Source organism: Mesorhizobium sp. M0208 (assembly GCF_040322015.1).
Classification (GTDB): Bacteria; Pseudomonadota; Alphaproteobacteria; order Rhizobiales; family Rhizobiaceae; genus Mesorhizobium.
Map to the genome: position 1 here is coordinate 39,465 of NZ_JAMYSP010000026.1, position 25,076 is coordinate 64,540.

Below are 25,076 nucleotides of genomic sequence, written 5' to 3' on the forward strand. Positions count from 1 at the left end.
TGTCACATGTTCGAACCGCGGATCGCTCGGCAGACGGCGTCCGTCACTTCCTGCGTGGTCGCTGTCCCTCCCACGTCCGGCGTCAGCACGCCTTCACTCGTCACCGTTTCCACAGCGCTCATCAACCGCACGGCCGCTGCGCTCTCGCCCAGATGTTCGAGCATCTGGGCAGCGGTCCAGAAGGTGGCGACCGGGTTGGCAATACCCTTGCCGGCGATGTCGAATGCCGAGCCGTGAATTGGCTCGAACATCGAGGGATAGCGACGCTCGGGATCAATGTTGGCGGTCGGTGCAACGCCGAGACTGCCCGCGAGCGCGCCTGCAAGGTCCGACAATATGTCGGCGTGAAGATTGGTGGCGACGATCGTATCGAGGCTCCGAGGTTTCAACGTCATACGCACTGTCATAGCATCGACTAGCATCTTGTCCCACGCGACGTCAGGGAACTCTTGCGCCACCTCGGCTGCGATTTCGTCCCACATTACCATCCCGTGACGCTGAGCGTTGGATTTCGTAACCACGGTCAGGAGCTTTCGCGGCCGTGACTGCGCCAGCCGGAATGCATAGCGCATGATGCGGGTGACGCCGACGCGCGTGAAGATCGCGACCTCGGTTCCGACCTCCTCGGGGAGGCCGCGATGGGCGCGGCCGCCGTGGCCCGAATACTCGCCCTCGGAATTCTCCCGCACGATCACCCAATCCAGATCGCCAGGGCCAACACCCGCCAGAGGCGAAACAATCCCGGGCAATATTCTTGTTGGCCGCACGTTCGCGTATTGATCAAAGCCTTGGCAAATCGGCAGCCGGAGGCCCCAGAGCGTGATATTGTCGGGCAAGTCGGGAGCGCCTACCGCGCCAAAGAAGATGGCGTCGAAGCGCTTCAGTTGCGCCACGCCATCTTCGGGCATCATCCGACCATGGGCCTTGTAGTAATCCGAGCCCCAGTCGAAGTGCTGGACGCGCAGCTTGAAGTCGCCGCAGCGTTGCTGCAGCGCCTCAAGCGCCTGGAGACCTGCGGCAATGACCTCTGGCCCGATCCCGTCGGCAGGAATGGCGGCAATCTCATATTCGCGCATCGTCAGTTCCCTGTTTTTGGTGCTGGCCGCATGGTGCCTCAATCTCGTGTGCGACCGATTGTACCTTGGCAAGACGGTCTTCTCAGAATTCAGCGACCTTGCCCCACGCAGCGGTCTTCAGACGCTCGGGCCTATAAGGACGCGGATCGACAATAGGCTCGCTGCCTGCGATGATGTCGGCGATCATATGCCCCGCACCGGGGCCAATCCCGAAGCCGTGACCGCTGAATCCCGCCGCCAGGATGAAGCCCGGAATCCCCTCCACTTCGCCGACTGCGGGAATGCCGTCGGGTGTACTGTCGATATAACCCGCCCACACATCGGAGATCGCCACCCGTTGGAGTTCGGGGATCAATTCGCAGGCTCTCCGATATGTCAGCCGAATCTGCCCCATGTCGGGCTTCGGGTCGAGAATCCGGTTCCGTTCCATTGGCGTGATGTCGTCGAGGGTCCATTTGCGCAGGCTTTCGTGGCCCTGACGCCAGCCCTCGAAGGCGCCCGGGGCGAGATTGCGCCAGCGGCGGGCGAACATAGGTACAAACTCACGGCTGAACCTGAACTGTTGCGGCGTTGGATCGACACGCGCCCGCCCGCTGATCGCCAGCGTGTATCCACCGTTGCTGCGCCGCGTCAGAGAGATGCGAGCGGTATGCAGGGCATCTGGCAGACCGTTTGCGCCTGGCGCCACGGCCAGAATGGACTGACGCACGGCAGCTTGCGGAAAACGCACACCGAGCTGGTTGCAGAAGGAAGACGCCCACGCGCCCCCGGCCATGACCACGGTCTTTGTCCGGATGCTACCCGCTTCGGTCACGACAGCGCTCACCCGGCCGGCGCTCAATTCCAGCCCGCGCGCCGCGCAGTGCTGATGTACGGTGCCTCCCGCCGCCATGATGCCGCGCGCTGCAACCGGCACTGCCTTGGAAGGGTCCGCCGTTCCGTCGGTTGGCGAGAACACGCCACCTTTCCATTTGCGGCGCGTCGCTCTGCCCCGTTCGGTGGCTTCTTCCGCGCTCAGCATGTGCGTGGTGACGCCGACCGTTCTCGCAAAATCGCGCCACTTCGCCCAGCCTGCCAGCTCATTTTCGTCTTGTGAGAGATAGAGGAGCCCGCAGCGGCGAAAGCCGGTGTCTTGGCCGGTCTCCTGTGCTACCTTCTCCCAGAGGTCGAGGCTCTTGGTCGCCATCGGCAGCTCACGCGCATCGCGGTTCTGCTGGCGGCACCAACCCCAGTTGCGGCTGGACTGCTCGGCCGCGATACGCCCCTTCTCGACCAGGGCGACCTTGAGGCCGCGGCGCGCCAGATAGTAAGCGCTGAACACGCCCACCACCCCGCCGCCGATGACGACGACGTCCGCCTCGCGAGGGAGGGAAGGGCTGCAGTCGATGTGCATGAGCGGCGCGGGCATGGATGGGACTCCGGTAATTTGAACCATCCTAACCTGCCGCCCGCAGAGGCAGACTGCGGAGTTTGTGCCTGGACGGAATTTCCTGCGTTTAGCAGCCCCCAGGACAGGCAATTATTGCGCTAAGAGCTCGCTGCGTGGGCAAGCTGGAGTACATTTCATGCAGTCGCGTCATCTGCGGCATGGGCGGCATACGGCGCAGTCGTCGACCTTGATCGGCAGCGCCTTGGCCGACATTGCGATGGGCCGCACGGTCACCAATCCGTTTGGGCGCCATGGCCCGCAAATGGTGTCGATGTACACCGGAAATCTTTGGTCCTATCCCTCATGGCCACGTATTGCCGAATAAAGGATATGGTTGCCTGATCCCGGTTTCCGCGCCGAAACGGGAACAGAGTGAAATGCCGAACTGGATGTTCTTTTCAGAAGTTCCTGCCGCGCGAGGGCCAAGTTTCGAAGACTCTGCGGAAACAGAACAGTCAGACTGGCTGCAAGAACGGAGCAACCCTTCCTTTTGGCAGGCAGGCTCCAGAGGACATTCGACAGGCAAGGCTTGCTCCTTCGGAGAGTTCTCCAAGAAAAAGGGAACAGAGTCCGGTACACGGATCGGATTTCATAAGGGAGCCGCCAGGATGAGCAGAACCCGTCTCTCGCAGCCTCAGCGCGCGAAGCGCCGAGAACGCCGGACTACGGCCGCTAGGGTGAGGCGCTTCTGCTCAAAGGGCGATGAAGCGGTCCGCAACAGGGTGGACGCGCTCGGTTGAAAGGGGAGGTGATCTCGATGATCGCAAGCATCCAGGCTGTAGCCCCCCACGATGTGGCGCTTTCGGTGCGCGACCTCACAGTGAATTTGCCGCAAGGCATGGAACGGACCCATGCTGTCAAGGATATTTCCTTCGATCTGAAATGCGGCCAGATCCTTTGCATCATAGGCGAGTCCGGATCGGGTAAGTCGGTGACGGCGAACGCGATCATGGGGCTTCTGCCGAAGGTGATCCGGCTCTCATCGGGTGTCATCCAGCTGGAAGGGATGAACATCGTCGGCATGTCGCCAGACAAGCTGCGCAACCTGCGTGGACGGGTCGTGTCGATGATCTTTCAGGACCCGCTCTCGGCGCTCAATCCCCTGATGACGGTGGGCGCGCAGATTGACGAGGTCATGGCAGCGCACGGCTTCGGCACGCCACAAACCTGTCGCAACCGCGCAATCGAACTGCTCACTGAAGTAGGCCTGCCAGATCCCGAACTCATGTATTACCAGTACCCGTTCCGGCTTTCGGGCGGGCAGCGGCAGCGCGTCATGATCGCCATGGCCTTGGCGCTTGAGCCGACGGTGCTGATTGCCGATGAGCCGACCACCGCGCTCGACGTCACCACCCAGGCTCAGATCCTGCAACTGATCCGTGACATTCAGCGGCGCAAGGGCATGAGCGTGATGTTCATCACCCACGATTTCGGCGTGGTGGCCGAGATCGCCGACAGCGTCGTGGTGATGGAAAAGGGCCATGTCGTCGAACAAGGCAGCGCCGAGCAGGTGTTGAAGTCGCCCAAGCACCCTTATACCCAGCGCCTGATCGCAGCCGTACCGCATTTGACCGGCGAAGATCGCCCCCGTCCGGACGCTGCCAGCAAGGAGCCGATCCTGAAGGTTGAGGGTCTGGTGAAGACCTATCGCGGTGGCAGCGCGCTGTTCGGCGCGCAACGGACTGTGACAGCGGTCAACGAGGTTTCGTTCGAACTGGCGCCCGGCCGCACGCTTGGGGTCGTAGGCGAGAGCGGTTCGGGGAAATCGTCGCTGGGCCGGCTGCTGATCAAGCTGCTGGACAATGACGGCGGCGAGATCTTGTTTCAAGGCTGTGACATAGCCAAGCTTTCCGAAGCGAAGTTCCGCCCGCTTCGACCGCGGATCCAGATGATCTTCCAGGATCCCTTCGCTTCTCTGAACCCACGCTCGACGGTCGGTCACATCATGACGGTAGGCCCGCTGGCGCACGGGATGCCTTATGTCCAAGCGCGCGATGAAGCGCGTGCGCTTCTGGCCCATGTCGGTCTCGATGCCGGCGCTTTTGGCCGCTACCCGCACGAGTTCTCGGGTGGGCAACGCCAGCGCATCGGCATCGCTCGTGCGCTGATGTTCAAGCCGAAGCTGTTGATTGCCGACGAGGCGGTCTCCGCACTCGACGTGTCGATCCAGGCACAGATCCTGCAGCTTCTGGACCAGATCCAGCGCGAGACGGGCGTGTCGATGGTCTTCATCACGCACGACCTGCGCGTCGCCAGCCAGATCTGCGACGAAATCGCAGTGATGCAGAAGGGCCGGATCGTCGAGCGCGGACCGCCCTCGCAAATATTCCTGAACCCGCAAGCAGCCTACACGCGCCAACTGGTAGCGGCGATTCCAGGAGAGCGGCCGGGCAATGCCCGTCCAGTAGCAGCAAACGCATAAGAAATAACAAGAGAGGAACTACCATGACCAAAAATTCATCGACTACGTCCAACTACTCGAGGCGCGAAGCGCTGCGACTGATGGCGATAGGTGGGGCTGCAGGCCTCATCGCGCCCAATCTGTTGGGCAAGCCCGCCTTCGCCAAGACCCCTCCGGCAGGGCCGGCCGGGCGCGTCGTCGTCGGCCTCTCCCAAGAGCCGACCGTGTTCAATCCGCTGATGGCGCATATCGAAGTCGATGACGCGATCCATTTCTCGGTTTTCGACGCGCTGGTCCGCATGGATCCCCAAGGTGGCCTACATCCAAACCTCGCGGCCGAGGTGCCAAGCCAGAAGAACGGCGGCATTTCGGAGGACGGTCTCAACTGGCGCATCCGGTTGCGTGACAATGCCCGCTGGCACGACGGTGAGCCCTTCACGGCCGAAGACGTGAAATTCACCCTTGAGCTCATCACGAACCCGAAGTTTCGGGCTTGGCGCACGAGCGGCCATTCGCTCGTGCAGGACATCACAGTGGTTTCGCCCACCGAGATCACATGGCGGATGAAGGAGGCCTTCGCGCCCTATCTTTCGTTCTTGGCCGAAACCTTCATCGTGCCCAAGCACATTCTGGGGAAAGAAGCCGATCCGAATACAGCCGCGTTCAACCAGGCGCCGGTCGGCACCGGAGCATTCAAATGGGGCCAGCGTGTTGCGGGCGATCATATCGAGCTCGTCGCCAATCCTGAGTACGCCGGCGAAGGTCCCTATGTCGAGCAGCTCATCTTCAAATACATCCCCGACATGACCGTGCTCTACACTCAGTTCAAGAGCGGCGACGTGGACCTTGTCGATCAGTCGTTCATCACCGCCGACCATTATACTGAAGCCCGCGAACTACCAGACCGCGTAGTGACACTGGAGACAGGGGCATCCCTGGAGTCGATCTACCTCAATTTGGGCCGCCCGCAGTTCAAGGACCTGGCAGTGCGCCAGGCGCTCTACGCCGCGTTGGACAGGAAGGCGATTGTCGACACGATCTATTACGGGGTGGGTACCCTCACCGAGACCTTCATGCCGAAGGAGTCCTACTACTATGACCCGAACCTGCCGGTTCAGGAATTCAATCTGGACCGGGCGCGCCAAATCCTTGATGAGGCCGGGTGGGTGCCGGGGCCGGATGGAATCCGGGCCAAGGATGGGGTGCGACTGTCCTTCTCCAACTCGACAACTTCCGGCAACAACCTGCGCGAGCAGACGCAGCAGTTCCTGCAGCAGACGTTTGCCGAGATAGGCGTCGAGATGACCATCTCGAATTTGCCGGCTGCAGTCATGTGGGGCGAGTTCTGGCTGAAATCGCAATTCGACACCGCCATGGTGGGCGTCACCTATCTGATTGCCGCCGACCCCGACGCCACAAACCGGCTCCATACGAAGGCAATCGCCGCTCAAGGCGGACACGGTTCGAACACCGGGCAATATTCCAATCCTGAGGTCGATGCCCTGCTCGAAAAGGGTGCTCGCAGCTTCGATCCGGAAGAACGGCGCGCGATCTATAATCGTGTGCAGGAAGTCGTGCGCCACGATCTGCCCTTCCTGCCGCTGTTCGCGTACACAATCGTCCTCGGGCGCAAGAAGGGGCTGGACGGCTTCGAGCCCAACGCCAACACCCGCACCGCGTCGTGGAATGCCGCGGCCTGGAAGTGGAAGGCCTAGACGCAGTTGCCGCCGCCCAGCCCGATTCCGCCGCGGCGGCGGCAACAGACTAAAATCATCAACCCACAATGGAGGGACTCGAATGCGCGGCTTCCTGCTCAATCGCCTCTTGCAGAGCCTGGTGCTGCTTGTGATCGTTTCGATCATCGGCTTCGGCATTCTGAATCTCCTTCCCGGCGGCCCGCTAGCCCAATTCGGGCTTGATCCCGGAATGACCCAGCAGGATATCGAGCGTCTCAAGGGGCTGCTGGGCCTCGATCGCCCTATATGGATCCAATATCTGGACTGGGCATGGCGGCTGGTGCGGGGCGACTGGGGCCACTCCTTCCGCGACGGAGCGCCGGTCTTGGAGGTCATCGGCAGCCATCTCTTTGCCACGCTGCTGCTGATGGGTTCCTCAACCGTGATTGCAATCTCCATTGGCGCCTGGATCGGAATCCGCGGCGCCACGCGCCGCTACTCGCTGTTCGACTATCTTGCAACTGTCGGCGCCATGGTCGCGTTGTCGGTCCCCACCTTCTGGTTCGGACTCGTCGGCATCTACGTCTTTTCCCTGAAGCTGGGCTGGCTGCCCGCGGGCAATATGTCCGAGATCGGCGATGCCTCGATCCTGGGCTATCTCCACCATCTGATCCTGCCAAGTATCGTGCTGTCGCTGGTCCATGTCGCGATCTGGAGCCGCTACATGCGGACGGCGACTCTCGACGCCATTAGCCAGGATTTCGTCAAGACGGCCCGGGCCAAAGGCTTGAGTGAACGCCGGATTCTGATGAAGCATGTCGTCGGCAACGCACTTTTGCCGATGATTACCTTGGCCGGGATGCAGCTTCCCAGCGTCCTCACTGGCGCACTCGTGACCGAAACCGTCTTTACCTGGCCAGGAATGGGACGGTTGTTCCTCGATAGCCTTGGTTACAGCGACTATCCGGTTGTGATGGGGCTACTGATGTTCTCCGCCATCCTCGTTCTGCTTGGAAACCTGATCGCCGACATTGTCGTCGCTATTGTCGATCCGCGCATTCGCCTGGCTTGAGCGCGCAACTTCCCCGACAGGAGACAGCCGATATGACCGCTCTCACCGCAAATGCAGCTCCAAGCCGATGGAGAAACAACCGTGCGGCACTTCGTTTCATGCGGCATCGCTTGGCGCTGCTTGGGTTGGCGATGATCATCTTCCTGAGCCTTGCTTGCGTCCTCGGCCCCCATCTCCTGCCTTATGACTCACTGTACATCGATCTGCGGGCCCGCTTTGCCCCTCCGCTGACGGACTACCACTTTCTAGGTACCGATCCGCTTGGCCGCGACGTGGCGGCAAGGCTTTTGATGGCGGGACGAATCTCGCTGCTGGTGGGTTTCTTTGCCATGGTTTTGTCGACGCTCATCGGCACGCTGGTCGGCGTAATTGCCGGCTATCGCGGCGGCTGGGTCGGGGCCATGCTGATGCGCACGGTCGATGGTTTCCTGTCATTCCCATCGATCTTTCTGCTGCTGGCGCTGGCTGCCGCACTGAAGCCCAGTCCTGTGATGATCACCGTCATTATCGCCCTCACCAGTTGGATGGAGGTTGCCCGCATAGTCGAAGCGGAAGTCCGCTCGTTACGAGAACGCGAGTTCGTCCTGGCCGGGCGAATGGTGGGATTGAGTGGCACCCACATCATGTTCCGCGAGATACTGCCCAACGCCATGGGGCCGATTATCGTTGCTTCCACCTTGACGGTCGCGCGCGCCATTCTCATGGAAGCCTACATCAGTTTCCTCGGCTACGGGATCCAGCCGCCACTGCCCAGCTGGGGCAACATGCTCAACGGCGCCCAGCAATATCTGGGCAGCGCACCCTGGCTGGCAATCATTCCCGGAGCTGCAATCACGATCGCGGTAACCAGTTTCAACTTCATCGGTGACGGGCTGCGTGATGCGCTCGACGTCCGAGACGACCACATCTGAAGTTTCACCGACCGTAGATCACCCCAGCGAGAAGTCAGCCCCGTGCAAGAGCCTCATATCGCCGACAAGAACACACCCTACTGGTGGGAAGCAGCGCCCGTCATGCCGCTGCCGCGGCAGCCCCTCGCAAAGAAGCTTGACGTGGCAATCGTCGGCGCCGGTTATGCCGGTCTTTCGGCCGGGCTTGTGCTGGTGCGCGAAGGACGCTCGGTCGCAGCTTTTGACGCAATGAATCCGGGCGAGGGTGCTTCCACCCGCAACGGCGGGATTACGAGCGCGAGCATCCGGCCCGACTATGCTACGATCACCCGGCGCTTCGGGGAAGAGAAAGCCATGGCGATCGAGGCCGAGGGAAAGGTCGCACGCGAATTCCTCTACGACTTCATCAAGACCGAAGGGCTCGACTGCGACTTCCGACTGGTTGGCCAATTCAAGGGCGCTTTCGGATATGAACAGTATGAGAAGATGGCGCGCGGCGCCGAGACGCTGGCGAAGAAACTGGGGATCGAGTCCTACGCGGTTCCGCATGCCGAGCAGCGAAGTTATATCGGCACCGACTTCTACCGCGGCGGAACCGTTCGGATGGACATTGGCGGGCTGCACCCCGCAAAATTCCATGCTGAGCTCCTTCGGGTGGCGCTCGCATCCGGGTTGACGGTCCATTCGCATACAGTGGTCAAGTCGATGGAGAGGAACGGTTCGGGGTTCCGCGTCGCGACTTCGGCGGGGACGGTGGACGCACGGCAGGTTCTGGTCTGTACCAACGGCTATACCGACGGCGCTGCTCCCTTCCTGCGCCGCCGCCTGGTTCCGGTCCGCAGCCGGATCATCGTCACCGAGGAACTTGCGCCCGATGTCATGGCGCAACTGATGCCGAAGCTGATGACGGTCACCGAGAACCGGCAACTCGGTTTCTATTATCGTCCCTCGCCCGACGGAAAACGTATCCTGCTGGGGGGCCGTGACAGTTCCCGCTTCGGCGATCCGGCGGCGCCGAAACTTCTCCTTCGCAAGGGCCTGGTGAACCTTTTCCCGGAGTTGGAGAACGTGCGCCTTTCGCATTGCTGGTTCGGCAATGTGGCGATGAACCGAGACATGCTGCCCCGCATCTTCGAGAAGGACGGCGTGGTCTATGCAACTGGCTTCTGCGGTTCGGGCGTGGTCTGGGCGCCATGGATTGGCATGCGTGCGGCCCACAAGTTGATGGGGCATGGCGAGCAGTCGCGCACTGCGTTCGACTTTCGACCGCCTTCGGCCGTCCCGCTCTATCGTGGCAATCCGTGGTTCATGCCGGCGATTATCCAGGGCTATCGGTTGCAGGACCGTCTCGCCTTCTGGCGCGCCAGACGCTAGTCGCCGACATCGGGCGATCCGTGGTTCATGCGGGCACCCCTTTGGCGCGCCCGCCGCTGATACGACTGCAGGATCGCGCGCGGCCACCTTGTTGCCGTGTCGAAAAATCTGTCGGGACTGGGGACTCGGTGCGAAAACTGATCAGCGGTGGGACGCCTTTGCGCGGATCAGCGCGTCGGCCATGTAGAGGTCCTGCAGGGAGATGCCGGAACTGTCGAAGACCGTGATCTCATTGTCGAAGTGGCGTCCGAGCGCACGCCTTTCAACAACGTCGCCGATTGGTGTTACCGCAAGCACGCCGGCGTCGATTTCGTCGCGCACGTGTTGGAACTCGCCGATCTGGACGGACTGGGAAAGCAGATCACAAAACAGACGTGCCTTGCGAAACAATTCGCTCGGCAATTCGCGTTTGCCCGGAGCATCCGACCCGATGCTGACGATATGGGTTCCGGGTCCCACCCAAGCGGCATCGAACAGCGGTTCGCGTGCGGGTGTCGCCGTCACCACGATGTCGGCCGTGCGCACGGCTTCTTCCGGCAAGGCAGCGCGCGCCTTCAGTCCCCTTTCGCCGATCTGATCGACAAAAGCGTCGCGCCGCGGCGAAGGCCGGGCCACGACCAGCACTGTTTCGATTGGGCGGATGCGTGCCAGCGCCATCACTTCGAAGCTCGCCTGGTTGCCGGCCCCGAAGATCGCCAGCACCTTGGCTTGCTTGCGCGCAAGAAGATCGGCCGCAACCGCGTCGGCGGCGGCCGTCCTGTAGGCGTTGACCTTCCCGGCCTCGACTACGGCACCCAGCCGACCTGTATGCTGATCGAGCAGCACGATGCTCGAGTTGTGGCGGGGAAGGCCACGTGCCGGGTTGCCCGACCAGAAGGAGCCAATTTTCACGCCGGTCAGCTCGCCCGACGAACCGGATTTGATTGAGAAGGTATTGGTCACCTCCTGTGTGCGCCCGAGAACAGCCGGAAAGACCCAGCTCTGCCGCGATGCTGCCGCCACGAGAGCCTCGCGCGCCGCCTCGAAAGCAAGTTCATGTGTGACGAGGGCGGCTGACTCCTCTTCGCTGATGTAGATCATCCAAAATTCCTCCTGGGCATCGCCGATCGGGCAACCACGAAGCTGCGATTCAAGGTGCCAGGTATTCCTCGCCCGATTTGCGCGATTTGGCATGCCGAGGAACTGCATAAAACGAATAATACCGCTGATTTGAAGGGGCAAAACAGCAGCGAAATCTGTCCGCCGGGCGCGACCCTAAGATCCGACGTCAATCCGACTCTGGATCAACTGACAGCGTTGCACCTTATGGCCTTTGAGCATGACAGAGATATCGTCAGCGCCCCGATCGAGCTGATGGAATTGGAAACCCGCCATTTGCCGGGCGCACTGAAGCTGTCGCAGGAGATGGCCTGGCCCTACCGTCAGGAGGATTGGGAATTTGCCCTGATGGTCGGCAATGGCCTGGTCCTTGAGCGGGCAGGACAGGTGATTGGCACGGCCATGTCCTGGAATTACGGACAGTCCTATGCCTCGGTCGGGATGATCATAGTTACTGGCTCCGCGCAAGGCGGTGGCAACGGCGCCCGGCTCTTTGATGGATTGCTTGAGGCGACACTCGGTCGCAACCTGCTGCTCAACTCAACCGAAGAGGGGCTGGCGCTCTACAAGCGACGCGGCTTCACTGCCTGGGGCACGGTGCTTCAGCACCAGGGCTCGCTGGCTGTCACCGTGACGCGGAGTACCCGCGACGACGTCCGTCAAGCGACAGCCTCTGACCTAGCGGCGATCCAGGCCTTCGACGAACGGGCCACAGGCATGCCCCGGCTGGCGATGGTGGCTGCGCTCGCCGATGTGGGCAACGCATTGGTCATCGAGCGCAGGGGACGGATTGCAGGCTACGCTGTCGCGAGGAGGTTTGGCCGCGGCTATGTCGTCGGCCCTTGTGCAGCCGAGAGCGACCACGACGCGCGGCTTCTGATCCTGGCCCAGCTTTCGAAGCTTCACAATCAATTCGTTCGCATCGACGTCTATGCCGAGGATGGATTGGGCGACTGGCTTGCGAGCCTTGGCCTGCAGCGGTCCGGCACTGCGACCGCCATGGTCAAAGGACAACGACCCGTCGCCGAGGGGCCAGCCCATATGTATGCGTTGGCAAACCAGTCGTTCACTTAGGAAACGAGATTATGAACAAGGTGGCCGCAAACCTGGCAGTGAGCGAGACGGCTAGGACGATCGACGCCTTGGTCACGCCGGCGCTGCTTCTCGACCGTGGGCGGCTCGGACGCAACATTCAGCGCTTGGCTGAGCGCGCCAGGAAGCTTGGCGTGGTGCTGCGCCCGCATATGAAGACGGCCAAGAGCATCGATGTCGCCCGATACCCGCTTCACCGCGAACCCGGACCGATCACGGTCTCGACCATCGCCGAGGCGGAGTATTTCGCGGGCCATGGCTTTCGAGACATGACCTATGCGGTCGGCATCTCGCCGGCCTCGGCCAAGCGGGCCATGGAGCTTTGTCGCCGCACCGGCGCTGGTGTGAAGCTGTTGCTCGATTCGGTCGAGCAGGCCGATGCCCTAGCCAGCGTCCGCGAAGCCACCGGTATGACCCCATCTGTTTTCATCGAACTGGACTGCGATGACCATCGCGGTGGCTTGAGGCCGGACGACCCGAAGTTGCTCGACGTGGCCGGCAGTGTCGTCGCGGCCAGTGCCAAACTCGTCGGCGTTCTCGCCCATGCAGGCGAATCCTATGGCTTGAACACGCCCGATGCGCTGGTCAAGGCAGGCGAGAACGAGCGTTCAGCCACGGTGCGCGCCGCTGAAATCCTGCGCGCCCATGGCCATGCCTGCCCGATCGTCAGCGTCGGCTCGACGCCGACAGCGCATTTCGCCAGCAATCTTGAGGGGGTCACGGAGCTGCGCGCCGGGGTCTACATGTTCTTCGACCTGGTCCAGCACGGCGTTGGGGTGTGCGAACTCGACGACATCGCGATTTCCGTATTGGCCACGGTGATCGGGTCCAAGCCGGAAAAGGGATGGGTGCTGGTTGACGCCGGATGGATGGCGCTTTCGCGCGACCGGGGAACCGCAAACCAGCAGATCGACCAGGGTTACGGCCTGGTCTGCGACGAAAAGGGGCGGGTGCTTGAAGATGTGATCGTGGCCCAGGCCAGCCAGGAACACGGTATCCTCGCCATTCGTGCCGGTTCTGGAAAGTCCATGCCCGAGCTGCCGCTCGGGACTCGGGTCCGGATTCTGCCCAACCATGCGTGTGCGATGGCCGCCCAGCATGATTTCTACAGCGTCGTCAACGGGGCCAGCCCCAAGATTGAAGCACGTTGGGAGCGGATGCGCGGCTGGTAGGCGCGCGACTAGGCTCGGATGTCGCCCCACTCAAATCAACACCGGTGGTCAAGAAAATGAAGCTTACCTCTTACTGGCTGGATACGTCTCAGCCGTTCAATGAAGGGTCGTCCAAACCGCTCGAAGGCCACTACGACGTGGCGATTGTGGGCGGCGGCTTGACCGGCTCCTCCGCCGCGCTGGCCCTTGCCAAAAAGGGCGCCCGGGTTGCCCTGTTGGAGGCCGAAACGATCGGCAATGCCGCGTCCGGCCGCAATGGCGGCATGTGCAACAACGGCTTTGCCCAGAACTATGCAATCATGGCTGGCAAGCACGGCAAGCCTGCCGCAAATGCGCTGTACAAGGCGTTCGACGCCGGCGTCGATATGGTCGCGCGGTTGGTGCAGGAAGAGAAGATCGACTGCAGCTTCTCCCGCGTCGGCAAGCTCAAGCTTGCCGCCAAGCCCGAGCACTACGACATGCTGGCGCGCAGCCAGGAACTACTGGCTGCCAATGTCGATCCCGACACCAGGATGATCGCGCGCGAGGACCTGCAAACCGAAGTCGGCACCAACCGCTACCATGGCGGGCTGCTCTTTCCCAAGAGCGCGGCCATGCATGTCGGCCGGTTCGTCAGGGGCCTCGCGACCGCCGCTGCCCGGGGTGGCGCAGAGGTCCATGAACGCTCGCCTGTCATTGCGATGCGCAAGGTTTCAGGCGGGCATGAGGTAACGACGCCAAAGGGCAAGATCGTCGCGCGGCAGGTCCTGTTGGCAAGCGGCATTTCCCAGGTTGGCCCGCTCGGCTGGATCCGCCGGCGCATGATCCCGGTCGGCGCATTTCTGATCGTGACCGAACCGCTGTCGCCTTCGCAACTCGAGCGCCTCATGCCGACCCGTCGCAATGTCGTCGACACGCGCAATCTCGTTGTCTACTGGCGGCTCACGCCGGACAATCGCCTTCTGTTCGGCGGGAGGGCGCGCTTTGCCGTGTCCAACCCTCAATCCGACGAAAAAAGCGGCCGGATACTCAAGGCGGCGATGGTCGAGGTCTTTCCGGAACTGGCCGGCACCCGCATCGACTACTGCTGGGGCGGCATGGTCGATATGACCCGCGATCGCCTGCCGCGCGCCGGAGTGCGCGATGGCATCTATTACTCGATGGGCTACAGCGGACACGGGACCCAGATGTCGACGTTGATGGGCACCATCATGGCCGACGTCATGGACGGGCGCCCCGAGCTCAATCCCTGGAAGGATTTCGACTGGCCAGCGATCCCCGGTTATTTCGGGCGCCCCTGGTTCCTGCCGATTCTCGGCGCCTATTACCGCATGAAGGATCTTGTAGGGTGATGACGCCTCTAGAACACCTGGCCCGCAACGGCCACCTGGACAAGTTCTTCATCGACGGTCAATGGGTTGAGCCGAGCGGCACCGCGACGGGCGTCGTCGTCAATCCCGCCACAGAAGAGGTTGTGAGCCAGTTTCCGCTTGGAAATGGCAAGGACGTTGACGCGGCCGTTGCAGCGGCCCGGCGGGCATTCGCCACCTGGAGTCGGACCACGCCAGAAGACCGCGCGGGTCTGCTCGATCGCCTGCACGCGCTGCTCGAGGCGCGCGGCGAACTGCTGGCTCAATGCCTGAGCCTCGAAATGGGCGCGGCGATCGGCTATGCGCGCAGCGCCCAGGTGCCGCTGGCGATCACGCATGTTAAGGTCGCTCGCGATGTGCTGACAGACTTTCGCTTCGTCACGCAACGGGGGCAAACCGCCGTCACCCACGAACCGATCGGTGTCTGCGCCCTGATCACGCCGTGGAACTGGCCGCTTTACCAGATCACCGCCAAGGTTTCGCCGGCGCTCGCTGCAGGCTGCACGATCGTGCTGAAGCCGAGTGAGCTTTCTCCCTTGGACGCCCTGCTATTCACCGAGGCAATCGAGGAAGCCGGCTTCCCTGCCGGGGTTTTCAACCTCCTGCAAGGTGATGGTCCAGGCGTGGGTATGGGTCTCGCCTCCCATGCGGATGTCGACATGATCTCCATTACCGGGTCCACCCGCGCGGGCATTGCGGTGGCCCAGGCGGCAGCGACGACTGTCAAGCGTGTCGCGCAGGAGCTGGGCGGCAAGTCGCCGAACGTGATCCTGCCGGACGCAGATCTCGATCGCGCCGTTTCTCTGGGCGTAGCCGCCGCCTTCCGCAATCTCGGCCAGTCATGCAGTGCCCCGACGCGCATGATCGTGCCACGCCCGCGGCTCTCCGAGATCGAGGCAATCGCCAAAAGGGCCGCAGCCCAGATTGTCATTGGCGATCCTCTTTGCGAAGCCACTACTCATGGTGCAATCGCAAACCGTGCCCAATTCGACCGCATCCAAACCATGATCGGCGTCGGCATTTCTGAGGGCGCCAGGCTCCTCACCGGCGGACCGGGCCGTGCGCACGATCTGAGCGTCGGGTTCTATGTGAGGCCGACCATCTTTTCCGACGTGCGCACGACCATGCGCATTGCCCAGGACGAGGTCTTCGGGCCAGTTCTCTGCATCATCCCCTACGACACAGTCGAGGAGGCCGTCACCATCGCCAATGATACGGTCTACGGTCTGGGGGCTCATGTGCAGGGCCAGGATGTGGACGCCGTCAGGGACGTGGCCTCGCGGATCCGCTCCGGTCAGGTGCATCTCAACTACCCGGCCTGGGATCCGCACGCCCCGTTTGGCGGTTTCAAGCAGTCTGGAAACGGACGCGAATATGGGATCGAGGGCATGTTGGAGTATCTCGAGGTAAAATCCATCCTCGGCTATTTCTAGGCGACATCTTCGCCCAGCGCAGGGGGCGCCCGTGGGCCGAGCCGAGCTCCTGGACCGGGCTCGCGTACGTACCTGGCAATTTGACATGGCTCTGCAGCGCGCTAGCCATCTGCTGAGAAACCGGTCGAGGCCGCTAGCCAGGCTTGGTCGATCCCGAATGCCGTCGAAATTAGAGATGTCTGGCCGTAGCGGTTCAGCCGATCGAGTGTGTACGTTTTCGTACATCGATTTGGAACACAACCACGGATAGAGTACCATCACTATGGGCAGCTATGGGGAGGGTTGGATGAGTAAGGTGCAGAGGGTCAGTCCGGTAGTAGAGCAGGCAATCGCCGCAGTCCTCAATAGGGAGGATCGTGGTGACACTATCTCGGTCACAGCGACATTAAACGCAGCACGGCAAGCCGCCCCTTATCTGGTCGCATCCGACGAAGAGCTGACCGAGGCGATCGTCGAGGCAGCAACTGCCCTGGGCCTGTCCGTGGCTTTCGACGGTCGGAAATAGCCGTCGGCTCACAGGGTGGCTAAGAGTCGGAAAGTTGGTGTCGTGCTTAGGAGCCCTCCTATTAGGAGGTAACTATCACCCGCAACACTTTCTTGCTCGGTCCCTGGTCACGCATGCTGCGAACCCACGCGATGACGCGTGCGTGCTCGTCCGCCATAGCCGCGTCGAACCTGCTGTCGCCGCTGAAAGCCACGGTGCATTTGCGCAGAGCTCGTCCTCCCGGAATCATTGCTGAGGTACTGGGCAGTGTTGGCCATCCCGGCTCCGATCAAGAGCCCTGCGCGCCAGCCAGCCCACCAAGGTTGCCGCGATCGCCCACGATGTCGTAGAGGCTACGGTCGGCGGTCAAAAAAATTGGCGGAGAAGCATATTTGCCAGAGCACCTGAAACTCGTCTCGACTGCCAAGTCGCATGGCGGTGCCCAGCACGTTTACTCTCATCTCTCGACGAGCTGCTCGTGCGAAATGACGTTTGCCATTTTCGTGCCTCCGCAGGCGCGGGAAAGGCGTTGCCCCGTGGTGTGGTACCTCTCCGGACTCACCTGCACGCATGCGAATGTAATGGAAAAAGGAGAATACAGACGTATTGCCGCCGAACTTGGCTTCATCGTCGTTTGTCCCGACACCAGCCCGCGTGGTGCCGACATTCCAGATGAAAAGGACAATTGGCAGTTCGGCACCGGCGCCGGTTTCTACCTCGACGCCACGCAAGAGCCGTATGCCAAGAACTATCGCATGTATTCCTATATCGTCGAGGAACTGCCAGCCGTAATCGGGCGCGAATTTCCCGCCGATATGGCGCGCCAGTCGATCTTCGGCCATTCGATGGGCGGGCATGGCGCGCTGACGATCGCACTGAAAAATCCCGCGCGTTTCAGAAGTTGCTCGGCCTTTGCGCCGATCGTGCAACCAAGCACAGCCGGCTGGTCGAAGCCGGCTTTCAAAAAATATCTCGGCCTGGATGAGGCCTCGTGGCGGCGCTACGATGCCACTTCGCTCATCGAGGACGGATACCGTTTCCCGGAATTCCTGGTCGATCAGGGGACGTCAGACGGTTTCCTCAAGGAGGGCCTCAGGCCTTGGCTGCTCGAAGACGCGTGCTCCAAAGCAGGCATTCCGTTGAAATTGCGGATGCAGGATGACTACGATCACTCCTATTTTTTCATTTCGACATTCATGCAGGACCATATGACGTGGCATGCCGAACGGCTTTCACGAGGCTAAGTCCGTAGGAATAGGTCGGCAGTCAGGCCGGCTCGGTGACGACGCCGATACGCCGGTAGACGAACAGTTCGTCCTTCGAAGGAACCGTCGCAGCGCGCTGGGCTTCGTCGATCAGCATTGCCATGCGCGCATGGATCGGCGATTTCGCGCAAGCCGGGTCCGTCACGGCGGCGTCGCCGGCGATTGCCATCGCCTGGCAGCGGCAGCCGCCCCAGTCGATCTCGCGCCGCTCACAGTTGCGGCAGGGCTCCTGCATCCAGTCCGTGCCTCGAAAGGCATTAAATGCCGGGGAATCGGTCCAGATCGCGGCCAGGCTGCGAGGTCCAAAACGCTCGAAGCTGAGCGACGGGATGGTCTGGGCGGCATGGCATGGCAGTACGGTGCCGTCTGGCGTCACCATGAAGGCGTCGCGCGCCCAGCCGCCCATGCATGGCTTGGGATAGATGGCGAAATAATCCGGCGTGACGAAATCGATGTTCATGATGCCGGTGAGCCGTTCGCGCGCCTCTGCGACGATCTCCGCCTGCCGATCGACGGCAGCACGCTCGGGCATCAGTTGATCGCGATTGGTCAGCGCCCAGCCGGCGTACTGCACGTTGGCTATCTCGAGACGCTCCGCATCCAGCGAAAGGGCCAGATCGATGAATTCCGGTACCTCCTCGATATTGTGGCGATGGATCGGCGCGTTGATGGTAAGCGGCAAGCCGGCCGCGCGGGCGCGGCGTGCCGTTTCCAGCTTCTTTTCGTGGCTGCCCCTGTGATTGCCGATGCGCTCGGTGGTCGCCGGCCGTGCGCCTTGAAAGCTCAGTTGCAGATGGTCGAGCCCGGCTTCGGCAAATGCCTCGATACGGCCATCCGCAATGCCGACGCCGGCGGTGATCAGGTTGGTGTAGACGCCACGCGCCGAAAGCCCGGCGATCAATTGCTCAAGATCGCGACGCAGCGTCGGTTCACCGCCAGACAGATGCACCTGGAGAACGCCAAGATCGGCCGCCTGCGAGAACAAGTCGAGCCAGCTCTGCGTGTCGAGTTCGCGATTGGCCTTCAGCAATTCGAGCGGGTTGGAGCAATAGGGGCATTGCAGCGGGCAGCGATGCGTCAGTTCCGCCAGCATGCCGATCGGGGGGAGAGGGGGCTCGCTCATAGCTTCACCAGCAGCTTGTCCGACCATTCCTGCAGGAAGGCAATGACATCGGCCGCCACAGCCTCCTGTTCCGCATCATAATCTGCGGCAAGGCCGGCAACGATGTGGCCGACCGTGGACCGCCCATCGCAGCGGCGCAATATGTCGAGGCTGATGTCGTTTGGCCAGAACACCTTTTCAGGCGAAAGCACGGCGAACCCCTGGCGCACGGGGTCATACTGTATGCGCACGTGCTTCGGCAGCGATGGAACCGACTGCGGCGACACCATGGCTCTTTCGCGCAGTGCCATCATGGGCCCTCCGGACGGAAGGCGCCGGGCGGGATATTGCCCGGCTCGCCATAGGCGTGTTGAAGCGCGTCGAGCATGGCCCAGAGTATATCGCATTTGAACACGAGTGCATCGATCGCCCGCTGCTGGCGTTCCGCCGTGTCGGCATGTTCGAGCACATAGGCAAGAGCGAAGTCGGCGTCGCGTGAGGCCTGTTCGGGCCGTCGGCTGAAATAGGCCAGCGTATCCTCGGTGATGTAATCGTATCTGGCCAGCATCGCGGGTACCCGCTCGCCGATGATGAGCGGCGAGAACATCTCGGTCAGCGACGACGCGACCGCCTCCAGCAGGGTCCGGTTCGTGCAAAAGGAGAGGTAAGCGCCAACCGCAAAACGTGTCGCCGGCAGGGCCAGCCTCTCGCTCTTCACCGCGTCGGCATCCAGACCGAGCGAGGTCGCCAGGTGCAACCAGCGCGCAATACCGCCGCTCCAGCCGTCCTCGCCGTCATGATCCTCGATGCGTTTGCGCCAGGCGGCGCGAAACGCCGGATCCTCGGCGTGCGCGAGGATCATGGCATCCTTGCGCGGAATGACAGCCTGATAGCAATAGCGGTTCAGCGCCCAGGCCTGCATCTCGGTCCTCGACAACGCACCGCTGGTCATCCTGTGATGGAAAGGATGGCGGTTGTGATAGCGCTGGGCACCGACCTGCCGCAGCACGGCTTCGAGCTCTCTGGAGGACAGGCCGTTGCTGGCTGCGTGGTGGAAATCACTCAAAGTTCCATCTCCATCCCGTCGCGGGCCACTTCCCAGCCAGCCGCTGCGACTGCTGCATGCTCGGGAGAATTCTCGTCCAGAACAGGATTGGTGTTGTTGATGTGGACGAAGACACGACGGCCGATCCTCACATCGGCCAAGCCGGCGATCGATCCTGCGTCTCCCGACATTGCCAGATGCCCCATGCGCGCACCCGTCTTTTCGCCAACGCCGGCAGCAATCATCTCGTCGTCGGTGAAGACGGTGCCGTCGAACAGAAGGCATGCGGCATCGGCTAGACGCGTGCGCAGGGTCGCATCAATGCGGGCGCAGCCGGGGATGTAGAAGACGGAGCCGCGACTGCCGGCACCGGCGATACGGACGCCGATCGTGTCGCCGGCGTCAGAGCTGAAATTCGCATCCGGCTGACCTCTTTCTTCGAGATAGAGCGCTATCTTCCCGGGCACGGGAAAGCTCTCGACAGCCACGCCGGTGTCGTGGCCGTCTGCGTCGCAGATCGCCAATTCTTGCGCCGGTGGCAAGATGCGTCGCGGCACGAGCGCCGGATCGAGGACATTGAAAATCGAATTCGCCTCCAGCGTCGCCAGAACCTGTGTCGTTGCATAGATAGCGAAAGGCTGCCGCTCACGCAGGCTGAGCAGGCCGGCGATATGATCGACATCGGCATTGGTCAGTAGCACCGCGCGAATGGGCGTCGAGCGCAGCGGCGCATCGTGCGCGGGCTGCAATTCAGGCGTTGCCGCGATCTGCTGGCGAATGTCGGGTGACGCGTTGAACAGAACCCAGCCGAGCCCATCCGCCGACGCGGCGACACTTGATTGGGTTCGTGAATGCACGCCAGCCATCCCGGTGCGAGTCGCACGGCTCAGACGATAATTGCAGTTCCACTGCGGAAAGCCACCGCCGGCCGCCGATCCGATGATTCTCAAGCGCATGAAAACGCCCGCCCCGCGGCTTCTCTGACCAGCAGCCAATTTGCAGCCGCAAAAAACGTCCCGCTCGCTTTGCGTGCCTCAAGATCTTTCACGAAAAACCCATGCGGCAAGGGGATGCGTGCCCCTGTTGCCAGGGACACGCACCTCTGCGGCCTACTTCTTGGGAGTAATCTCAGCAGGCAGATACCGCGAAATTTCAAAGCCCGCAGCAACCTGACACATCGTCGGTTTTGTCCAGCTCTTCTTCATAACATTTCTCCTCTTCTACCAGCCCGAAGGGGCCGATCCGGTGGTTAGCCAACCATTGCAGGGCACCGAAGCAATGGCTCGTCCATCACGTCTCAAATGGACAAATGAAACACAAGGTTTTGAAAGGCCGAAAAACAAAACGATCGAAAATAGCTGTAGCCTTCTCTTAAATTTTTCATCGCGCAGGTTTGTCCTCCTCCTCACCCATCCCGACTATTGCGTAATCGGATTATCGTGCTCGTCGATCAGCGGCACATTATAACCCAGCAGGAGCTTGGTGATCTCCGCCTGGTTCTCCCTGATCACCCGGTTGAGCGTCCGCTTCCATTCCTGGTCGGACGGACGTACGCCCATGGTGATGCGGTAGGACATGCGCGAGCCTTTCTTTTCCTTCAGCAGCGGAACAATGGTGATATCGGCTCCGAGTTCCCTGGCATAGTAACCTGCCATCGGCCCCCACAGGACCGCCGCGTCAATCTTGCCGGCCAGCATGTCCTTGATCATGACCTCCCCCATGGAAGGAGTGACGCGCGTATCCACCGCGAGTGGATAGATCTTGGCGGTCCGCAGAAGCTTGTTGGCGGCCATGTTGGCGGTTGGCGGCGTGCTTTCGACGACGCCGATTCTCTTGCCGGAAAGTTTCGGGTCTTCGATCGTCTCGATGCCTTCCATGCCGTTGCCTTTGGGGTATACGAGCACATAGGCGGAGCGATAGTAGGCATTGGTGTTCTGCACCAGTTCGTCGCCTTGGGCGTAGCCCATGATGATGTCGCATCGGTTGGCCCCCAGCGTGTTGCGCACAAAGCCGACGACAGTGGGAAACCATGTGTAGGCGACTGATTTCCGCCCCGTCTTCTTGGCAACCAGTTCAGCCAGCTTGTTTTCGAAGCCTTGGCCGTTCTTGTCGGTAAAGGGCATGTTCGAAGGATCGGCGCAGACGCGCAGAATGTCGGGGTCCACCAGTTCGCCCGCAGCGCCAAGCCCGGCATTTTGCGCCAGAACGTTCGACGCCAGCAAGGCGAGCGCGCCGAGGATCGGCAGAACGACGCGCAGCTTCGATGCAGTACTGGTCATATCATCCACCCATGCAGGATGCTTCGGCATCCTTGGCTGCCTGAGCCTTGTTTTCGTGCTTGGGCGGCCTGCCGCGGGGTGCCGCGCCATCAGCGCGCGCGCGCAGATAGACGTAGAGATCGTCCAGGTAACAATAGACGTTCTTGTTGTCGCCAAAGGCAGGCATGACGTTTTCCTTGCCGCCGCCGACATTCTTGCGGCCCTCGGCGACGATCGAGAGGAACGTGGCGTAGTCCATGGTTTTCAGACTATTGACCAGGGCAGGCGCATAGCTCGAACCTGTTGCGTCCTGCCCGTGACAGACATGGCAATCGGAGTGATACCGGCGGTACCCGCTGAAGGTGTACCAATCGACGGTTCCGTTTTCGATCTTGTAGGTCGGATTTCCGTCCGCATCTAGATATTTGCCTCCTTCTTGCTTCACCGCCTTGGCTTTTTCCATACTGTCTTCGGCCCGTGCCAGAGTTGAGCTGGCCACAGGCAGCAGGACCAGGGCGAGAGCGGAAACTGCAATGCGAACGATCATTCAGACTCTTCCTTCATCTGCCAGGGACACTGGCTGCCGTCGTGCAGCGGCATTGATCGGTGCCTGGGTGCGCGGCGCAATCGAGAGCCCGGTTCCCGGTTTCGGGTGACGCGGGCTCTCGTTTCGAACCTAGTCGTAAGGCTCTTCCCGGTTATCAGTCCGGAAGGCCGAAGACGGTGAGCTGGCCGCCCAGCGTCGTATAGTCGGCAAGTGCCGCGTAGCCGCCGACGGCACCCAGGCCGGCGGTTCCAACCACTGCGGCCTGGTCGCCCTGCTCACGGCCCTGATCAACGGCGCCATGCCAGGCAGCGGCGTTGTCGGGCGAAAGCAGGCCACCTGCCAGACCGATACCGGCCCATCCACCCACGCCGGACAGAACGGCGATGTACTGCTTGCCGTCATGCTCGTAGGTCGTGATGTTGCCGATGATGCCGGACGGGGTCTTGAACTTGTAGAGTTCCTTGCCGTCCTTATCGACCGCCTTGATGTAGCCTTCGAGGGTACCATAGAAGACGACGTCGCCATCTGTCGCCAATGCGCCCGACCACACCGAGAACTGCTCGGGCTTCGACCAGACGATCTCACCCTTGGCTGCATCCCAGGCAATGAAGTTGCCCATGTTGCCGTCACCGCCGGGCGCCGCATACATCGACACGGTGGCGCCCACATAGGGCTGACCGGCGGTGTAGCTCACTTTGTAAGGCTCATAGTCCATGCAGACATGGTTGGTCGGCACGTAGAACAACCCGGTCTTCGGCGAGTAGGCGGCCGGCTGCTGGTCCTTGGTACCAAGCGCGGCTGGGCAGATACCGGTCGAGTTGGTGTCTTCGCCGTTCTGCTGGGTCGAATACTTGGCGACGACCTGCGGGCGGCCGTACTGGTCGCTCTTGGGATCCATGTTGACTTCCGTCGCCCAGTTCACTGCCGGATCGTATTTTTTGGCGACGAGAAGTTCGCCGGTGGCGCGATCCATTGTGTAGGCAAAGCCGTTGCGGTCGAAATGCACCAGCACGTCGTGCTTGGCGCCGTTGACCTCCATGCCATCGACGAGAATCATCTCGTTGATGCCGTCATAGTCCCACTCGTCATGCGGGGTCATTTGGTAGAGCCATTTGGCAACACCGGTATCGGCGTCGCGAGCCATGATTGTCATGGACCAGCGATTGTCGCCTGGGCGCTGGACCGGGTTCCACGTCGAGGGATTGCCGGTGCCGTAATAGACCAGGTTCAGCTTGGGATCATAGGAATACCATCCCCATGTCGTGCCGCCGCCCGTCTTCCACTGTTCGCCTTCCCAGGTGTTGGTGCCGGAATCCTTTCCGACGGGCTTGCCGAGATGGGTCGTCTTCTCGGGGTCGAGAAGGGTGTCTGCATCAGGACCTTCCGAATAGGCTTTCCAGGCAAGCTTGCCGTCTTTCAGATTGTAGGCGGCCAGCCAGCCGCGAACACCGAATTCAGCACCGGAGACGCCCACGAGCACCTTGTCCTTGATGACTACGGGGGCTGACGTGCCGGATTCGCCCTTTCCGCCGTCGGTCTGGTCGCCGTTCTTGACAGACCATACGACCTTGCCGGTCTTGGCATCGAGCGCGACGACGGTGGTGTCGGCCTGGTTGAGAATGATCTTGCCGTCGCCATAGGCGACACCGCGATTGACCGTGTCGCAGCACATGATCGGAATGACGTTCGAGTCCTGCTTGGGCTCGTATTTCCACAGGATCTTGCCGTCGTTCTTGAGGTCGAGAGCATAGACGTTGTTTGGGAAAGGCGTGTGGACATACATCACATCGCCGATGATCAGCGGGCCGCCTTCGTGACCGCGCAGCACGCCGGTGGAAAAGCTCCATTTGACCTGCAGGTTCTTTACATTGTCCGCAGTGATCTGGTTGAGTTTGGAATAGCGGGTGTTGGCGTAGTCACCCGTCTGCATCGCCCAGTTCTTCGCATCTGATGCGAGCTTTGCAAGGTCTTCATTGGCCGAAGCCGTATAGGCAGCGCCTAGCGACAAAAAAGCCGCGGTCGTCAGTATGTAGGTAGTTTTCGCAAGTACACGCATCCGACATCCTCCCGAGGTTCACAGTGACGAATCGACCGTCAAGCCCACAAGGGGCCTGCCCAAGCGATTCATGTGGGGAAGTAATTTCCGGCAGCTGTCACGACCTACCCCGACAAGCAGAGGGCACGTTATTGCCCGCCCCACTTGGCCTTCGAAAGACTGCCACCGCTCCCTGACAATGGCGCTCTTGAAGCCGGAAACAGGGGAAAAGCTATGTCATCGCTAAAGGCCAAGCAAGGAAAAACCCTGAGGTGATA

General features: G+C 61.5%; 22 protein-coding genes. 12 read left to right on the top strand and 10 right to left on the bottom strand.

The genetic code is table 11. The features are described from left to right. Positions 1 to 2: 2 nt before the first annotated feature. Together NKJ17_RS23220 and NKJ17_RS23225 are read right to left on the bottom strand one after the other, a co-directional pair. The gene (locus tag NKJ17_RS23220) at positions 3 to 1,076 is read right to left on the bottom strand and encodes a tartrate dehydrogenase (RefSeq protein WP_352507721.1); all 1,074 of its coding nucleotides are present in this window, start codon (positions 1,074 to 1,076) and stop codon (positions 3 to 5) included. A gap of 82 nt (positions 1,077 to 1,158) precedes the next feature. Further along, positions 1,159 to 2,484, bottom strand: a complete 1,326-nt coding sequence (locus NKJ17_RS23225) for an NAD(P)/FAD-dependent oxidoreductase (RefSeq protein ID WP_352507722.1) — start codon at positions 2,482 to 2,484, stop codon at positions 1,159 to 1,161. 157 nt (positions 2,485 to 2,641) lie between these two features. Here NKJ17_RS23225 and NKJ17_RS23230 point away from each other — a divergent pair, with 157 nt between their 5' ends. The 6 genes from NKJ17_RS23230 to NKJ17_RS23255 all read left to right on the top strand — a co-directional run bounded on the left by NKJ17_RS23230 (position 2,642) and on the right by NKJ17_RS23255 (position 9,918). Next, the gene (locus NKJ17_RS23230) at positions 2,642 to 2,830 is read left to right on the top strand and encodes a hypothetical protein (protein WP_352507723.1); all 189 of its coding nucleotides are present in this window, start codon (positions 2,642 to 2,644) and stop codon (positions 2,828 to 2,830) included. Between the two features lie 432 nt (positions 2,831 to 3,262). Continuing rightward, positions 3,263 to 4,927, top strand: coding sequence for an ABC transporter ATP-binding protein (locus NKJ17_RS23235; RefSeq protein ID WP_352690100.1), 1,665 nt, complete (start codon positions 3,263 to 3,265; stop codon positions 4,925 to 4,927). Positions 4,928 to 4,950: 23 nt separating this feature from the next. Beyond that, positions 4,951 to 6,621 carry a peptide ABC transporter substrate-binding protein gene (locus NKJ17_RS23240; protein ID WP_352507725.1) on the top strand — a complete coding sequence of 557 codons (1,671 nt, stop codon included), beginning with the start codon at positions 4,951 to 4,953 and terminating at the stop codon, positions 6,619 to 6,621. A gap of 82 nt (positions 6,622 to 6,703) precedes the next feature. After that, positions 6,704 to 7,654: an ABC transporter permease gene (locus NKJ17_RS23245; protein ID WP_352507726.1), complete on the top strand. Its 951-nt coding sequence runs from the start codon at positions 6,704 to 6,706 to the stop codon at positions 7,652 to 7,654. Positions 7,655 to 7,686: 32 nt separating this feature from the next. Next, positions 7,687 to 8,565: an ABC transporter permease gene (locus NKJ17_RS23250; protein WP_352507767.1), complete on the top strand. Its 879-nt coding sequence runs from the start codon at positions 7,687 to 7,689 to the stop codon at positions 8,563 to 8,565. Positions 8,566 to 8,667: 102 nt separating this feature from the next. Beyond that, a complete protein-coding gene (locus tag NKJ17_RS23255) occupies positions 8,668 to 9,918 on the top strand; it encodes an NAD(P)/FAD-dependent oxidoreductase (RefSeq protein WP_502899792.1) in 1,251 nt (416 codons plus the stop codon). Between the two features lie 141 nt (positions 9,919 to 10,059). Here NKJ17_RS23255 and NKJ17_RS23260 read toward each other — a convergent pair whose 3' ends face one another. Next, positions 10,060 to 10,998, bottom strand: coding sequence for an ornithine cyclodeaminase family protein (locus NKJ17_RS23260; RefSeq protein ID WP_352507728.1), 939 nt, complete (start codon positions 10,996 to 10,998; stop codon positions 10,060 to 10,062). 54 nt (positions 10,999 to 11,052) lie between these two features. Between NKJ17_RS23260 and NKJ17_RS23265 the strand changes: the two genes are divergently transcribed. The 6 genes from NKJ17_RS23265 to fghA all read left to right on the top strand — a co-directional run bounded on the left by NKJ17_RS23265 (position 11,053) and on the right by fghA (position 17,790). After that, positions 11,053 to 12,090 carry a GNAT family N-acetyltransferase gene (locus NKJ17_RS23265; RefSeq protein WP_352507729.1) on the top strand — a complete coding sequence of 346 codons (1,038 nt, stop codon included), beginning with the start codon at positions 11,053 to 11,055 and terminating at the stop codon, positions 12,088 to 12,090. Between the two features lie 11 nt (positions 12,091 to 12,101). After that, positions 12,102 to 13,280, top strand: coding sequence for an alanine racemase (locus NKJ17_RS23270; protein ID WP_352690103.1), 1,179 nt, complete (start codon positions 12,102 to 12,104; stop codon positions 13,278 to 13,280). Between the two features lie 56 nt (positions 13,281 to 13,336). Beyond that, on the top strand, positions 13,337 to 14,611 hold the full coding sequence (locus tag NKJ17_RS23275) for an NAD(P)/FAD-dependent oxidoreductase (protein WP_352690105.1): 1,275 nt from the start codon (positions 13,337 to 13,339) through the stop codon (positions 14,609 to 14,611). Next, a complete protein-coding gene (locus NKJ17_RS23280; RefSeq protein WP_352690107.1) occupies positions 14,608 to 16,062 on the top strand; it encodes an aldehyde dehydrogenase family protein in 1,455 nt (484 codons plus the stop codon). The genes NKJ17_RS23275 and NKJ17_RS23280 overlap by 4 nt, the downstream gene beginning before the upstream one ends. 286 nt (positions 16,063 to 16,348) lie before the next feature. Further along, the gene (locus NKJ17_RS23285) at positions 16,349 to 16,567 is read left to right on the top strand and encodes a hypothetical protein (protein WP_352507733.1); all 219 of its coding nucleotides are present in this window, start codon (positions 16,349 to 16,351) and stop codon (positions 16,565 to 16,567) included. 383 nt (positions 16,568 to 16,950) lie between these two features. Then, positions 16,951 to 17,790, top strand: a complete 840-nt coding sequence (gene fghA / locus NKJ17_RS23290) for an S-formylglutathione hydrolase (protein ID WP_502906565.1) — start codon at positions 16,951 to 16,953, stop codon at positions 17,788 to 17,790. Positions 17,791 to 17,812: 22 nt separating this feature from the next. On the opposite strand, the gene pqqE is transcribed toward fghA, so the two are convergent. The 7 genes from pqqE to NKJ17_RS23325 form a co-directional block, all read right to left on the bottom strand. Continuing rightward, on the bottom strand, positions 17,813 to 18,934 hold the full coding sequence (gene pqqE / locus NKJ17_RS23295; RefSeq protein ID WP_352507735.1) for a pyrroloquinoline quinone biosynthesis protein PqqE: 1,122 nt from the start codon (positions 18,932 to 18,934) through the stop codon (positions 17,813 to 17,815). After that, a complete protein-coding gene (gene pqqD, locus NKJ17_RS23300; RefSeq protein WP_352507736.1) occupies positions 18,931 to 19,227 on the bottom strand; it encodes a pyrroloquinoline quinone biosynthesis peptide chaperone PqqD in 297 nt (98 codons plus the stop codon). The genes pqqE and pqqD overlap by 4 nt, the downstream gene beginning before the upstream one ends. Continuing rightward, positions 19,224 to 19,979: a pyrroloquinoline-quinone synthase PqqC gene (pqqC, locus tag NKJ17_RS23305; RefSeq protein ID WP_352690111.1), complete on the bottom strand. Its 756-nt coding sequence runs from the start codon at positions 19,977 to 19,979 to the stop codon at positions 19,224 to 19,226. Before pqqC ends, pqqD begins: the two co-directional genes overlap by 4 nt. Then, on the bottom strand, positions 19,976 to 20,914 hold the full coding sequence (pqqB, locus tag NKJ17_RS23310) for a pyrroloquinoline quinone biosynthesis protein PqqB (RefSeq protein ID WP_352690113.1): 939 nt from the start codon (positions 20,912 to 20,914) through the stop codon (positions 19,976 to 19,978). The genes pqqC and pqqB overlap by 4 nt, the downstream gene beginning before the upstream one ends. 462 nt (positions 20,915 to 21,376) lie before the next feature. Beyond that, positions 21,377 to 22,237: a substrate-binding domain-containing protein gene (locus NKJ17_RS23315; protein WP_352690115.1), complete on the bottom strand. Its 861-nt coding sequence runs from the start codon at positions 22,235 to 22,237 to the stop codon at positions 21,377 to 21,379. A gap of 1 nt (position 22,238) precedes the next feature. Continuing rightward, complete coding sequence (locus NKJ17_RS23320) at positions 22,239 to 22,763, bottom strand: c-type cytochrome, methanol metabolism-related (RefSeq protein ID WP_254819800.1); 525 nt, start codon at positions 22,761 to 22,763, stop codon at positions 22,239 to 22,241. A 154-nt stretch (positions 22,764 to 22,917) separates the two neighbouring features. Further along, positions 22,918 to 24,819 (bottom strand): methanol/ethanol family PQQ-dependent dehydrogenase, encoded by a 1,902-nt coding sequence (locus tag NKJ17_RS23325; protein WP_254819801.1) that lies wholly within the window; start codon positions 24,817 to 24,819, stop codon positions 22,918 to 22,920. Between the last annotated feature and the right edge of the window lie 257 nt (positions 24,820 to 25,076).